Source organism: Thalassococcus arenae (assembly GCF_019104745.1).
GTDB lineage: Bacteria > Pseudomonadota > Alphaproteobacteria > Rhodobacterales > Rhodobacteraceae > Thalassococcus_B > Thalassococcus_B arenae.
In genome coordinates, this window is sequence record NZ_JAHRWL010000002.1 from 136,269 (window position 1) to 148,834 (window position 12,566).

The window sequence follows — 12,566 nt, forward strand, 5'->3', positions numbered from 1 at the left end:
CCGATGCGAACCCTGTTGTTTCTCGCCGTCGCCCTTGTCGTCATCGCCTCCGGCTACTGGGCCTATTTCGAGAACTACCGCACGCAGGCGGCGTTGGACCGGGTCGACCGGCTGCATGCCGAGATCGGCTCGGCGCGGGCGCGGCTGGCGGTTCTGCGCGCCGAATGGGCCTATCTCAACCGGCCCGACCGGCTGCGCGACCTTGCGGACATGAATTTCGACAGGCTGGGACTCCTGCCGCTGCGCCCCGACCAGTTCGGTCGCGTCGACCAGGTGGCCTATCCGCTGCCGCCGGAGCTGGAGATCTCCGAACCCATCGATGTCACCAGTGCAGGAGCCGGCCAATGATCCGCACGCCGCTGCGCCCGCTGGCGCGCATCCTCGATGCCCGCCAGAAGGGTGAAAACCCCGACGCCATCGAACGCGAGAACCTGCGCCTGCGCCATGAACAGATGCGCGACAAGGCGCGGACGCGGGCCGAAGGCCGCCTGCTGGTGCTCGGCGTGGTGTTCCTGTGTGCCTTCATGCTGATCGGGGCGCGGATGGGCCTGCTGGCCGCCTCGCAGCCGGTCGAGCCGCGCGCCCAGGCCACCGGCGCCTCGATCGTCGCCAGCCGCGCCGACATCGTCGACCGCAAGGGCCGGATCCTGGCCACCAACATGGAGACCCACAGTCTTTACGCCCATCCCCACCAGATGATCGAGCCGAAGCGCGCGGCCCGCGAACTGGCGCGCATCTTCCCGGATCTGAACGAGGAACGGCTGATCAAGGACTTCACCGGCGAACGGAAATTCCTTTGGGTGCGCAAGAAGCTGAGCCCCGAGCAATTGCAGGCGGTGCACGATATCGGCGAACCGGGCCTGCTGTTCGGGCCGCGCGAAATGCGGCTGTATCCCAACGGGTCCATCGCCGCGCATGTGCTGGGCGGGGCCGGTTTCGGCCGCGAAGGCGTGGATGCGGCCGAGGTCGTCGGCCGGGCCGGGGTCGAACAGTTCTTCGACGAGGAACTGCGCGATCCCGCCCGCAACGGCGCGCCTCTGGAATTGTCGCTGGACCTGGGCGTGCAGGCGGCGTCCGAACGGGTGCTTCTGGCGGGCATGCGGCTGCTCAACGCCAAGGGCGCGGCCAGCGTGTTGATGGATGTGCGCACAGGCGAGGTGATCTCGATCGTGTCGCTGCCCGATTTCGACCCCAACGATCGTCCCGCGCCGCCGGTGCAGGGCAACCCGTCCGACAGCCCGCTGTTCAACCGGGCGGTGCAGGGGGTCTACGAGCTTGGCTCGACGTTCAAGATCTTCGCGGCGGCGCAGGCGCTGGAACTGGGGCTGGCGGCGCCCAACACGATGATCAACACCTCGCTGCCGCTCAAGATCGGCGGCCACACGATCGGCGAGTTCAATCGCAAGGATTACGGCACGATCTCGGTCGAGGAGATCATCGTCAAGAGCTCGAACCGCGGCACCGGGCGGCTGGCGCTGAACATCGGCGCCGAGCGCCAGCAGGCTTTCCTCAAGTCTTTGGGCTTCTTCGATCCGACGCCGTTCGAGATCACCGAAGCGAAGGGCGGCAAGCCGCTGTTGCCGTCGCGCTGGACCGATCTGTCGACGGTCACGATTTCCTATGGTCACGGGCTGTCGGCGACGCCGCTTCACCTGGCCGCCGGCTATGCCGCCATCGCCAATGGCGGCCATGTGGTCAAGCCGACGCTGCTCAAGCAATCGGCGCCGCAGACCGGCCCGCGCGTGATGCGCCCCGAAGTGGCCCGGGCGGCGCGGGTGATGCTGCGCAAGGTAGTGACAGAAGGCACGGCCAGCTTTGGCGAGGTGCCGGGCTATTTCGTCGGCGGCAAGACCGGCACGGCGGACAAGCCCAAGGAACGCGGCGGCGGTTACCACAAGGACAAGGTGATCGCCACTTTCGCCGCGATGTTTCCGGCGCATGATCCCAAATACGTGCTGGTCGTCGCTCTGGACGAACCGGTCGAGACATCGGGCGACACGCCGCGTCGCACGGCCGGATGGACGGCGGTTCCGGTGGCGGCCCAGATGATCGAACGCGTCGCCCCGCTTCTGGGCTTGCGCCCCGAGCGCGAACCGGGGCAAGTGTCCGGTGTGACGCTGATCTCGCAATGATGCGCCTGGATGCGGGCCGTGGGACCGGTGCGTATTTGGAAAAGAGAAGAAGCAGGGGGTGCGCGTGACAGGGCAGGTGAAAAGCCTGGCTGAACTGGGACTGACTGCACGCGGTGGCACCGAAGCGCGGATCACCGGGCTGGCGGTGGACAGCCGCGAGGTAAGGCCGGGTTTCCTGTTCGCGGCCTTGCCCGGCACCCGGGTGCATGGCGGGGAGTTCATCCAATATGCCCTGCGCATGGGGGCTGCGGCGGTCCTGACCGATGCCGAGGGCGCGCGCATCGCCGCCGAGGAGCTGGCCGCCGGCGATGCCGCGCTGGTCATCGCTGCCGACCCCCGGCAAACGCTGGCATACACCGCGGCCTTGTGGTTCGGCGCGCAGCCCGAAACGGTGGTCGCGGTCACCGGGACCAACGGCAAGACATCCGTGGCCACCTTCACCCGGCAGATCTGGCAGGAACTGGGGCAGCGCGCGGTCAATATCGGCACGACCGGGGTCGAGGGCGACTGGCAGGCGCCGCTGGCCCACACCACGCCCGAACCGATCACCCTGCACCGGATGCTGGCCGGCGCCGCGGCCTCGGGCGTCGATCATGCCGCGATGGAGGCGTCGAGCCACGGTCTTGAGCAGCGCCGGCTGGACGGGGTGCAGCTGAAGGCGGCGGGGTTCACGAATTTCAGCCAGGACCACCTGGACTACCACGCCACGTTCGACGACTACTTCGCCGCCAAGGCCGGGCTGTTCGCTCGGGTGCTGCCCGAGGACGGCACCGCCGTCATCAATATCGACGATCCCCGCGGCGTGGACATGCTGGCCATCGCCAAGGCCCGCGGCCAGGATATCATCACCGTCGGGCGCGATGCCGCCGATCTGTGCCTCGAAGCGCAGCGGTTCGACGCCACCGGGCAGGAGTTGCGAATCCGCTGGAAAGGCGCGGTGCGGCAGGAACGGCTGACCCTGATCGGCGGATTCCAGGCCGAGAACGTGTTGCTGGCCGCGGGGCTGGTCATCGCCTGCGGCGCCGATCCGGACGATGTCTTCGACATGCTGCCGCTGCTGGGCACGGTGCGCGGGCGGATGCAACTGGCCGCGACGCGCGACAACGGTGCGGCGGTCTTTGTCGATTACGCCCATACGCCCGATGCCGTGGCCACCGCGATCCAGGCGCTGCGGCCGCACGTGATGGGCCGGCTGGTGGCCATCGTCGGCGCCGGCGGCGACCGGGATGCCGGCAAGCGGCCGCTGATGGGGCAGGCCGCGGCCGAACACGCCGATCTGGTGATCGTGACAGACGACAACCCGCGCTCCGAAGACCCCGCCGCGATCCGCGCCGCGGTGATGGCCGGTGCGCCCGAGGCCACCGAGGTGGGCGACCGGGCCGAGGCGATCCTGCGCGGCGTCGATGCGCTTGGCCCGGGCGACGCGCTGCTGATCTGCGGCAAGGGGCATGAAAGCGGGCAGATCGTGGGCGACACGGTCTTTCCCTTCGACGATGCGGAACAGGCCAGCGTCGCCGTTGCGGCGCTGGACGGGAGGGGCCTGTGACACTCTGGACGGCGGACGAGGCGGTGAAGGCCACGGGCGGACGGGTGACGGCGGACTGGAAGGCGACCGGCGTGTCGATCGACACCCGCACGCTGAAACCCGGAGAGCTGTTCGTGGCGCTCAAGGCGGCGCGGGACGGGCACGACTTCGTCGCGCAAGCGCTGGAAAAGGGCGCGGCGGCGGCAATGGTCGACCGGGTGCCCGAAGGCATCGCGGCAGACGCCCCGCTGCTGGTCGTGAAGGACGTGCAGACCGGGCTCGAGGCGCTCGGCCGCGCGGCGCGGGCCCGCAGCCGGGCGCGGGTGGTCGCGGTGACCGGATCGGTCGGCAAGACATCGACCAAGGAAATGCTGCGCACCGTGCTGGCGGCGCAGGGCGCCGTACATGCCGCCGAAAAAAGCTACAACAATCACTGGGGCGTCCCGCTGACGCTGGCGCGGATGCCGCACGATGCCGATTTCGCGGTGATCGAGATCGGCATGAACCACCCCGGCGAGATCGCGCCGCTGGCTCGGCTGGCGCGCCCGCACGTGGCGCTGGTGACGATCGTGGCGCCCGCGCACCTGGCCGCCTTCGAAAGCCTCGAGGGCATCGCCCGGGAAAAGGCGTCGATCTTCGAAGGGTTGGAGCCGCGGGGTGTGGCGATCTACAATGGCGATCTCGATGTCAGTCCGATCCTCAAGGCCAAGGCCGAAGCCCATGCGGCGCGGGTCATCTCGTTTGGCGAGGCACCGGGGAACCACCACCGGGTGTCCCATGTCGATCTGCAGGATGCCTGCACGGTGGTGCAGGGTCGCGCCTGGCGGGTGCCTGTGCTGTACAAGGTGATGGTGCCGGGGCGTCATTTCGCGGTGAACGGCATGGCGGTTCTGGCGACGGTCTCGGCACTTGGTCTCGACATGGCGCTGGCGGTCTCGGCACTGGGACGGTGGTCGCCGGGGCCGGGTCGCGGCGCCCGCGAAAGGATCGTGCTCGACATCGTGCACCCGCACATGAGCGTCGAACTGATCGACGACGCCTACAATGCAAACCCCGCCTCGATGGGGGCGGCGCTCGAGGTGCTGGCGGCGGCCGAGCCGCGCAACGACTTGGGCCGGGTCAGCATGGGCCGGCGGATCGCCTATCTGGGCGACATGAAGGAATTGGGCAGAACCGAGACCGCCCAGCATGCCGCGCTGGCCGAGCTTGCGGCGATGCACCGGATCGACAAGGTGCATTGCATCGGGCCGCTGATGCGGCATCTTCACGAAGCGCTGCCGCCCGCGCGGCGTGGGCGCTGGACCGAAACCGCAACCGAGATGGCCGAACGCGTGGCGCGTGATCTGGATGCCGGCGACGTGGTTCTGGCCAAGGGATCGCTGTCGATGGGGCTGGCCGCCGTGGTTGACGCGATCCGCAAAATGCGCCAAGGCCCTGCGGGCAGTGACGGGTAGGGGACAGGTGCGATGCTTTACTGGCTGACGGCCCTCAGCGATGGCGGCGATTTCTTCAACCTCTTCCGCTACATCACCTTTCGTGCCGGTGGCGCATTCCTGACCGCGCTGGTCTTCGGATTCCTGTTCGGCAGACCGCTGATCAACGTGCTGCGCCGCAAGCAGGGCAAGGGCCAGCCGATCCGCGAAGACGGACCCGAAGGGCATTTCGTCAAGGCCGGAACGCCGACGATGGGCGGTTTGCTGATCGTCGGAGCGCTGCTGACTTCGACCCTGCTCTGGGCGCGCCTGGACAACCCCTTCGTGATGATGGTGCTGTTCGTCACCATGAGTTTCGCCGCCATCGGCTTTGCCGACGATTTCGCCAAGGTGTCGAAACAGAATTCCGCCGGCGTGTCCGGACGGGTGCGCCTTCTGCTGGGCTTCCTGATCGCCGGGCTGGCGGGATGGTGGGCGGCGACCTATCACCCCGAAGCGCTGTCGAACCGGCTGGCCTTTCCGGTCTTCAAGGACACGCTGTTGAACATGGGCCTGATGTTCATCCCGTTCGCGATGATCGTGATCGTGGGTGCCGCCAACGCGGTGAACCTGACCGACGGGCTGGACGGGCTGGCCATCATGCCGGTGATGATCGCGGCCGGCACGCTGGGCGTGATCGCCTATGCGGTGGGGCGGGTCGACTTCACCGAATATCTCGACGTGCATTACGTGCCCGGGACCGGTGAGATCCTAATCTTCACCGCCGGGCTGATCGGCGGTGGCCTGGGCTTTCTTTGGTACAACGCGCCGCCCGCGGCGGTTTTCATGGGCGATACCGGGTCGCTGGCTCTTGGCGGGGCGTTGGGTGCGATCGCGGTGGCCACCAAGCACGAGATCGTTCTGGCCATCGTGGGCGGTCTGTTCGTCGTCGAGGCGCTGAGCGTCATCATCCAGGTGCTGTATTTCAAGCGCACCGGCAAGCGTGTCTTCCTGATGGCGCCGATCCATCACCATTACGAGAAGAAGGGCTGGGCCGAGCCGCAGATCGTGATCCGGTTCTGGATCATTTCGCTGATCCTGGCGATCATCGGTCTGGCCACGCTCAAGGTGCGCTGACCCATCGGTGCGGGCCTGCGGCCCGCGCAGGCCGTCTCGTCCGCCACCTTTGGTGTCGTCCTCGGATGCGAGGGGCCGGCCCCTCGCGCTCCCCGGAGTTTGTCCGGCAAGATGAAGAGATCGGTTGGTGCGCCCTGCAATGTCAACTAAGCTTGACAGATATGGTTGTCAGGAGGCGCGCATGGATGGCGGGGCAGGCGGCATGGCGGTGCCGCGGATCGGTGGCGCGGCGCGGCCGGGTCTGTGCACCGATTGCGGGGTGAGCCGGATCGGCGACGGCAAGGCCTGCGGACGGGCCTGCCAGTTCATCGCGCCGGATTACCCCGGGCTGGAGCGCGCCGTGCATGGCCGCGAGGCGGGCGCGGGTGACGAGGCGTTTTTCGGTGTCACGCAGGCGATGGTCCGGGCGCGGCTCGAACCCGCGGCGGAAGGCGCGCAATGGTCGGGCCTGACCACGGCGCTGGCGGCGGCGTTGTTGCGCGCGGGTGCGGTGGATGCGGTCATCGCCACGGCGCCGGACCCGTCGGATCGCTGGAAACCGATGCCGGTCATCGTCACGCGGGCCGAGGACATGGCGGCCTGCAGAGGCATGCGGATGGGGTTTTCGCCGCTGCTGGCGGCGCTGCCACCGGCCATCGCGGCCGGGTACCGGCGGTTGGCGGTGATCGGCATTCCCTGCCAGGTCTACGCGTTGCGTGCGCTCGAGGCCGAGCTGGGACTCGAGGCGCTGTATGTCATCGGCACGCCCTGTTCGGACAACACCGGCACGGAGCGCTTCCACGAATTCCTGGCGCGGCTGGACGCCCGGCCCGAGACGATTTCCTATCTCGAGTTCCGTGCGGATTACCGGGTCGAGTTGCGGTTCGATGACGGGCGCAAGCCGCGCTTCATCCCGTTTCTCAAGCTGCCGCTGTCGGACTTGCCGGCGGATTTCTTTCCGATGACCTGCAAGACCTGCGTCGATTATACCAACCGGCTCGCGGATATCACCGTGGGCTACATGGGCGGTGACGGCGACCAGTGGGTGATCGCGCGCAATCCGCGCGGCGCCGCGATGCTGGCGGCCTTGGGCGACAGGGTCGCGACCCGGCCGCTGACCGACCGGGGCAGGCGCGACGGGGCGGTCCGTGGGTTCCTTGCGAATACTGTGCGCGCGGCCGGCGGGCTGCCCTTGCGCCGCATGCCGGGCTGGCTGCGCCCCATCGCGGCCTGGCTGCAGCCGCGGGTCGGGCCGCGCGGGCTGGAATTCGCCCGCACGCGGGTCGAGATGAAGGCGATCGAGACCGTGCTGCACCTGCGCCGCAGCCATCCCGCGAAGATGAAGAACATGGTGCCGGACCATGTCTGGCGGCTGGCGGCGCGCTACGGCCTGATGCCGGAACCGGGCGAACGGCGCGACGGCTGAACGCCAATCCCCGCTTTTCCCGGACCGCGACCTGCGCTAGCCATGGCGGCGCAACAGGGGGGAAGGCATGATCCCGGTCAGAGGTTTCGAAGGGCAGAACGTGGCAGTGCTGGGGCTGGGCCGGTCGGGCCTGTCGGCGGCGCGGGCGCTGCAGGCGGGTGGCGCGATGGTCCTGGCCTGGGATGACAACCCGGCGGCGCGCGACCGTGCCGAGGCCGAGGGTTTCACGCTGCGTGATTTGACCCGTCAGGGCGCCTTCGGCGATATCGCCAGCCTGGTGGTCAGCCCCGGCATCCCCCATCTCTATCCCGCGCCCAATCCGGTCATCGCCGCCGCGTGGGAGGCCGGGGTGCCTGTGGACAACGATATCGGGCTGTTCTTCCGTTCGCTGGGATTGTCGGACTGGGCCGGCCACGACACGCCGCCGCGGGTCATTGCGGTGACCGGGTCGAACGGCAAGTCCACCACATCGGCGCTGATCCACCACCTGCTGTGTGCCGTGGGGCGCGAAAGCCAGCTGGCCGGGAATATCGGTCGCGGCGTGCTGGACATCGACCCGCCCGGCGATGGCGGCGTGGTGGTGCTGGAGCTGTCCAGCTACCAGACCGACCTGGCGCGCGCATTGACGCCGGATGTGGCGGTTTTCACCAACCTGTCGCCCGATCACCTGGATCGTCATGCCGGGCTGGGCGGATATTTCGCAGCCAAGCGCAGGCTTTTCGCCGAAGGCGGGCCGGACCGCGCCGTCATCGGCGTCGACGAGGCCGAGGGTCGCTACATGGCCAACCAACTGGCCGAGGGCCCGGCGGACGACCGGGTGATCCGGGTCTCGGTCGGGCGCAAGCTGACAGGGCCGGGTTGGCAGGTCTTCGCGCGCAAGGGGTTCCTGGCCGAATGGCGCAAGGGCCGGCAGGTGGCGGCGATCGATCTGCGGGACATCACCGGCCTGCCCGGCGCGCACAACCACCAGAATGCCTGCGCCGCCTATGCCGCGCTGCGCGCGCTCGGTGCCGCCCCGCGCGAGATCGAGGCCGGCCTGCACAGTTTCGCCGGTCTGCCGCACCGCAGCCAGACGATCGCGGAGCGCGACGGCGTGCGCTTCGTCAACGACAGCAAGGCCACCAACGTGGATGCGGCGCTCAAGGCGCTGCTGGCCTTCGACCGCATCCGCTGGATCTGCGGCGGGCTGATGAAGGAAGGCGGGCTGGCCGGCCTTGCGCCGGGTCTCGGCCATGTCGCCAAGGCCTATGTCATCGGACGCGAGGCCGAGGGCTTTGCGCTGCAGCTGTCGGGGATCGAGGCCGAGATCTGCACCACGATGGAGGTGGCCGTCGCCCGCGCCGCCGCGGAAGCGCAGCCCGGCGAGGTGGTGCTGCTGGCGCCTGCGGCCGCCAGTTTCGACCAGTACGACAATTTCGAGAAGCGTGGCGAGGATTTCGCCGCGCGGGTCGCCGCCCTCGGCTGAGGTCAGAACGCGACCGCGTCGGCGGTGGTTTTCAGCAGGCGTGCGCTGCGCTCCAGCGCCGTGGCCTCGTCCGGCGACAGGTCCGGCATCAGGCTGGCGGCGGCGCCGCGCGCCCCGACGATGCGGGGCAGGGACAGAGCGACGTCTTTCACCGCGCCGATTTCCGGCGTCATGACCGAAACCGACAGCACCGCCTGTTCGTCCGCGGCGATGGCGGCGACGATGCGCGCCAGCCCGGCGCCGATGCCGTACCAGGTGGCACCCTTGCCGTCGATGATCGTGTAGGCGGCGTTGCGTACGCCGTCGTCGATGCGGTCGCGGATCTCGGCCGTGATCGGCGCGCCGATCTGCGCGGCGAAGCTCATCAGCGGCACCGATCCCACGCGGGCACTGGTCCAGGCCAGTACCTCGCTGTCGCCGTGTTCGCCCAGAACATAGGCATGGACCGAGCGCGGCGCGATCCCCAGATGCCGGCCCAGAAGGCTGCGGAACCGCGCGGTATCCAGGATCGTGCCCGACCCGATCACCCGCTCCGGCGGCAAACCGGACAGGGCGACTGAGATCTGGGTCATGATGTCGACGGGGTTCGTGGCCACCAGCAGGATCGCTTCGGGCGCCTGCGCGCGCACCGCGCCGATCACCTCGCGGAACACCACGGCGTTGCGGCCCAGCAGTTCCAGCCGCGTCTCGCCCGGTTTCTGCGACACACCAGCCGCCAGGATGACGATCCCCGCACCGGTCAGCGCGTCATAGCCGCCCGCATCCACCTGCGTGGCCGATGCGAAGGGCACGGCATGGGCGATGTCCTGCGCCTGGGCAAGGGCAAGTTTTTCACTGCGGTCGACAAAGACGATGCGCGATGCCGTGCCTTGCAGCGCCAGCGCGTAACCCGCCGCGCTGCCTACCATGCCCGCGCCGACGATCCCGACCTTCATGCCCGTTCCTCCGGTTTCCGCACGGGCACTGTAGCCGACCGGAAGCCGCAGGTCAGCCGCCGCGTATTGCCGCGCCGGCCGCCACGGCCGAAGCCCAGGCCCATTGAAAATTGTAGCCGCCCAGCCAGCCGGTGACATCCAGCGCCTCGCCGATGATGTAAAGGCCGGGGCGGTGTTTCGACATCATCGTCTTGCTGTCGACCGCGTCGGTCGCGATCCCGCCCAGCGTGACCTCGGCGGTGCGGTAGCCTTCGGTCCCGGTCGGGCGCAGCGACCAGCGGTGCAACCGGTCGTCCAGCGTCTGCAGTCGCTTGTCGGACAGGTCGGCCAGGTTGCCTGTCAGTGCCAGTTCCGTCGTCACGCTGTCGGCCAGACGCGCCGGCAGTTGCTGGCCGATCGCCGTGGCCACTGCCTTGCGGCCTTCCGTGACGCGACGGGCGCGAAGCTCGGCGCCCAGGTCGGTTTCTGGCAACAGGTCGATTTCGATCGCCTGCCCTTCGCGCCAATAGCTCGAGACCTGCAGCACCGCGGGTCCGGAGAGACCGCGATGGGTGAACAGCAGCGCTTCGTCGAACGAGACGCCGTTGCAGCGGATGCGGCTGGGGCAAGAGATGCCGGCCAGCGGCGCGAAACGGTCCTTGTCGAAGGTGAAGGGCACCAGGGCGGGGCGGGTTTCGGTGATGGCATGGCCGAACTGCGCGGCGACATCATAGGCCAGCCCGGTCGCGCCCATCTTTGGGATCGACTTGCCGCCGGTGGCCAGCACCAGGTTAGCACAGGTCACGACACGGGTTGCGCCGTCCTTTTCCAGCGTCACGCGGAACGCGCCGCCGTCATGGGCCACCTCGCGCACCGCGGTTTGCAACCACAGCGTGGCGCTGGCTTTTTCCATCTCTTTCAAGAGCATGGCGACGATCTGGGTGGCCTTGCCGTCGCAGAACAGCTGGCCCAGCGTCTTTTCGTGCCAGGCGATGCCATGCGCGTTCACCAGGTCGAGGAAATCCCACGGGGTATAGCGGCTGAGGGCGGATTTGTGGAAATGCGGGTTCTGGCCCAGGAAATTCACGGGCGCACAGTTCAGGTTGGTGAAATTGCAGCGCCCGCCGCCCGAGATGCGGATCTTTTCGCCCGGCGCGCGGGCATGGTCGATCACCAGCGTGTCGGGCCCGGCATGGGCCGCCGCCATCAGGCCGGCCGCACCGGCGCCCAGGATCAGGGTCTGCACCTTCATGCGCGCAGCGATGCAGCAAAACGTCCGATTCTCCCAGAGTTCGGTACAAATTGCTGACGGACGATCACAATGCTGGCCTGAGTCGCCAAGTTGGGCTAGACTGCGCGCAGACCCGGCGAACGGGCATTGGCGGTTGAGGCAGTGAAGCGGTGATCCCATGACGGAAATGGTCTATGGTTCCGTGCCGGTGCGCGATGGCGAACCGGTTCTTCCAAAATGGTGGCGGACGGTCGACCGGTGGTCGCTCAGCTGCATCCTGATGCTGTTCGGCATGGGTATCCTGCTGGGCCTCGCGGCCTCGCCGCCGCTGGCCGAACGCAACGGTTTCGCGCCGTTTCACTATGTCCAGCGCCAGGCGTTTTTCGGCGGGCTGGCGATCACGGCGATGCTGATCACTTCGATGATGTCGCCCACGGTCGTGCGGCGGCTGGCCTCGCTGGGCTTCGTGATCGCGTTCATCGCGCTGGCGCTGCTGCCGTTCTTCGGCACCGATTTCGGCAAGGGCGCGGTGCGCTGGTATTCGCTGGGCTTCGCCAGCGTGCAGCCATCGGAATTCCTGAAGCCCGCCTTCGTCATCGTCGCCGCCTGGATGATGGCCGGCGCTCAGGAATTGGGCGGGCCTCCCGGGCGGAGCTATTCGTTCATCCTGACCATCGCCATCGTGCTGATGCTGGCCTTCCAGCCGGATTTCGGCCAGGCCTGCCTGGTGCTGTTCGGCTGGGGCGTGATGTGGTTCGTCGGCGGCGCACCGATGCTGCTTTTGCTGTGCCTGGCGGGCGTGGTCGTTTTCGCCGGCACGCTGGCCTACGAGAATTCCGAACATTTCGCCCGCCGCATCGACGGCTTTCTGAGCGCCGAAGTCGATCCGACAACGCAGCTGGGCTATGCCACGAACGCCATCCGCGAAGGCGGCTTCTTTGGCGTGGGCGTCGGTGAAGGCCAGGTGAAATGGAGCTTGCCGGACGCCCATACCGATTTCATCATCGCCGTCGCAGCCGAGGAATACGGCCTGATCATGGTGTTGGCGATCATCACGCTATACGCCACGGTCGTGGTGCGTTCGATGGTTCGGCTGATGCGCGAGCGTGACCCGTTCATCCGTCTTGCCGGCACCGGGCTGGCCGCGATGTTCGGTGTGCAGGCGATGATCAACATGGGCGTGGCGGTGCGGCTGTTGCCGGCCAAGGGCATGACGCTGCCCTTTGTCAGCTACGGCGGGTCGTCGCTGATCGCCGCGGGCATCGGCGTCGGCATGCTGCTGGCCTTCACCCGGACCCGTCCGCAGGGCGAGATCGGCGATATCCTGCGGGCGCGGATGCGGTGA

At 68.2% G+C, this 12,566-nt stretch carries 10 protein-coding genes; 8 read left to right on the forward strand and 2 right to left on the reverse strand.

Translation table 11 applies throughout. From position 1 onward, the window contains the following. Positions 1-3: 3 nt before the first annotated feature. The 7 genes from ftsL to murD all read left to right on the forward strand — a co-directional run bounded on the left by ftsL (position 4) and on the right by murD (position 9,076). On the forward strand, positions 4-348 hold the full coding sequence (gene ftsL, locus KUH32_RS12050) for a cell division protein FtsL (RefSeq protein ID WP_217778706.1): 345 nt from the start codon (positions 4-6) through the stop codon (positions 346-348). Next, positions 345-2,132, forward strand: a complete 1,788-nt coding sequence (locus tag KUH32_RS12055; RefSeq protein WP_217778708.1) for a peptidoglycan D,D-transpeptidase FtsI family protein — start codon at positions 345-347, stop codon at positions 2,130-2,132. Before ftsL ends, KUH32_RS12055 begins: the two co-directional genes overlap by 4 nt. Positions 2,133-2,196: 64 nt before the next feature. Further along, positions 2,197-3,678: a UDP-N-acetylmuramoyl-L-alanyl-D-glutamate--2,6-diaminopimelate ligase gene (locus tag KUH32_RS12060; protein ID WP_217778710.1), complete on the forward strand. Its 1,482-nt coding sequence runs from the start codon at positions 2,197-2,199 to the stop codon at positions 3,676-3,678. Continuing rightward, positions 3,675-5,111 carry a UDP-N-acetylmuramoyl-tripeptide--D-alanyl-D-alanine ligase gene (locus tag KUH32_RS12065; RefSeq protein WP_217778712.1) on the forward strand — a complete coding sequence of 479 codons (1,437 nt, stop codon included), beginning with the start codon at positions 3,675-3,677 and terminating at the stop codon, positions 5,109-5,111. Before KUH32_RS12060 ends, KUH32_RS12065 begins: the two co-directional genes overlap by 4 nt. 12 nt (positions 5,112-5,123) lie before the next feature. Continuing rightward, the gene (gene mraY, locus KUH32_RS12070) at positions 5,124-6,206 is read left to right on the forward strand and encodes a phospho-N-acetylmuramoyl-pentapeptide-transferase (RefSeq protein WP_217778714.1); all 1,083 of its coding nucleotides are present in this window, start codon (positions 5,124-5,126) and stop codon (positions 6,204-6,206) included. Between the two features lie 181 nt (positions 6,207-6,387). Next, a complete protein-coding gene (locus KUH32_RS12075; RefSeq protein ID WP_254899158.1) occupies positions 6,388-7,611 on the forward strand; it encodes a Coenzyme F420 hydrogenase/dehydrogenase, beta subunit C-terminal domain in 1,224 nt (407 codons plus the stop codon). Positions 7,612-7,678: 67 nt separating this feature from the next. Further along, positions 7,679-9,076, forward strand: coding sequence for a UDP-N-acetylmuramoyl-L-alanine--D-glutamate ligase (murD, locus tag KUH32_RS12080; RefSeq protein ID WP_217778716.1), 1,398 nt, complete (start codon positions 7,679-7,681; stop codon positions 9,074-9,076). Positions 9,077-9,078: 2 nt separating this feature from the next. Here the strand turns inward: murD and KUH32_RS12085 are convergent, their stop codons facing one another. After that, positions 9,079-10,011 (reverse strand): L-lactate dehydrogenase, encoded by a 933-nt coding sequence (locus tag KUH32_RS12085; RefSeq protein ID WP_217778718.1) that lies wholly within the window; start codon positions 10,009-10,011, stop codon positions 9,079-9,081. Between the two features lie 52 nt (positions 10,012-10,063). Continuing rightward, the gene (locus KUH32_RS12090; RefSeq protein ID WP_217778720.1) at positions 10,064-11,242 is read right to left on the reverse strand and encodes a BaiN/RdsA family NAD(P)/FAD-dependent oxidoreductase; all 1,179 of its coding nucleotides are present in this window, start codon (positions 11,240-11,242) and stop codon (positions 10,064-10,066) included. Positions 11,243-11,399: 157 nt separating this feature from the next. On the opposite strand from KUH32_RS12090, the gene ftsW reads away from it, so the two are divergent. Further along, complete coding sequence (gene ftsW / locus KUH32_RS12095) at positions 11,400-12,566, forward strand: putative lipid II flippase FtsW (protein ID WP_217778722.1); 1,167 nt, start codon at positions 11,400-11,402, stop codon at positions 12,564-12,566.

Bases quoted from the DNA above. Each gene is read 5' to 3' on its own strand.
- ftsL (WP_217778706.1), top strand. From the start codon at position 4: ATGCGAACCCTGTTGTTTCTCGCCGTCGCCCTTGTCGTCATCGCCTCC.
- KUH32_RS12055 (WP_217778708.1), top strand. From the start codon at position 345: ATGATCCGCACGCCGCTGCGCCCGCTGGCGCGCATCCTCGATGCCCGC.
- mraY (WP_217778714.1), top strand. From the start codon at position 5,124: ATGCTTTACTGGCTGACGGCCCTCAGCGATGGCGGCGATTTCTTCAAC.
- KUH32_RS12075 (WP_254899158.1), top strand. From the start codon at position 6,388: ATGGATGGCGGGGCAGGCGGCATGGCGGTGCCGCGGATCGGTGGCGCG.
- murD (WP_217778716.1), top strand. From the start codon at position 7,679: ATGATCCCGGTCAGAGGTTTCGAAGGGCAGAACGTGGCAGTGCTGGGG.
- KUH32_RS12085 (WP_217778718.1), bottom strand. From the start codon at position 10,011: ATGAAGGTCGGGATCGTCGGCGCGGGCATGGTAGGCAGCGCGGCGGGT.
- KUH32_RS12090 (WP_217778720.1), bottom strand. From the start codon at position 11,242: ATGAAGGTGCAGACCCTGATCCTGGGCGCCGGTGCGGCCGGCCTGATG.
- ftsW (WP_217778722.1), top strand. From the start codon at position 11,400: ATGACGGAAATGGTCTATGGTTCCGTGCCGGTGCGCGATGGCGAACCG.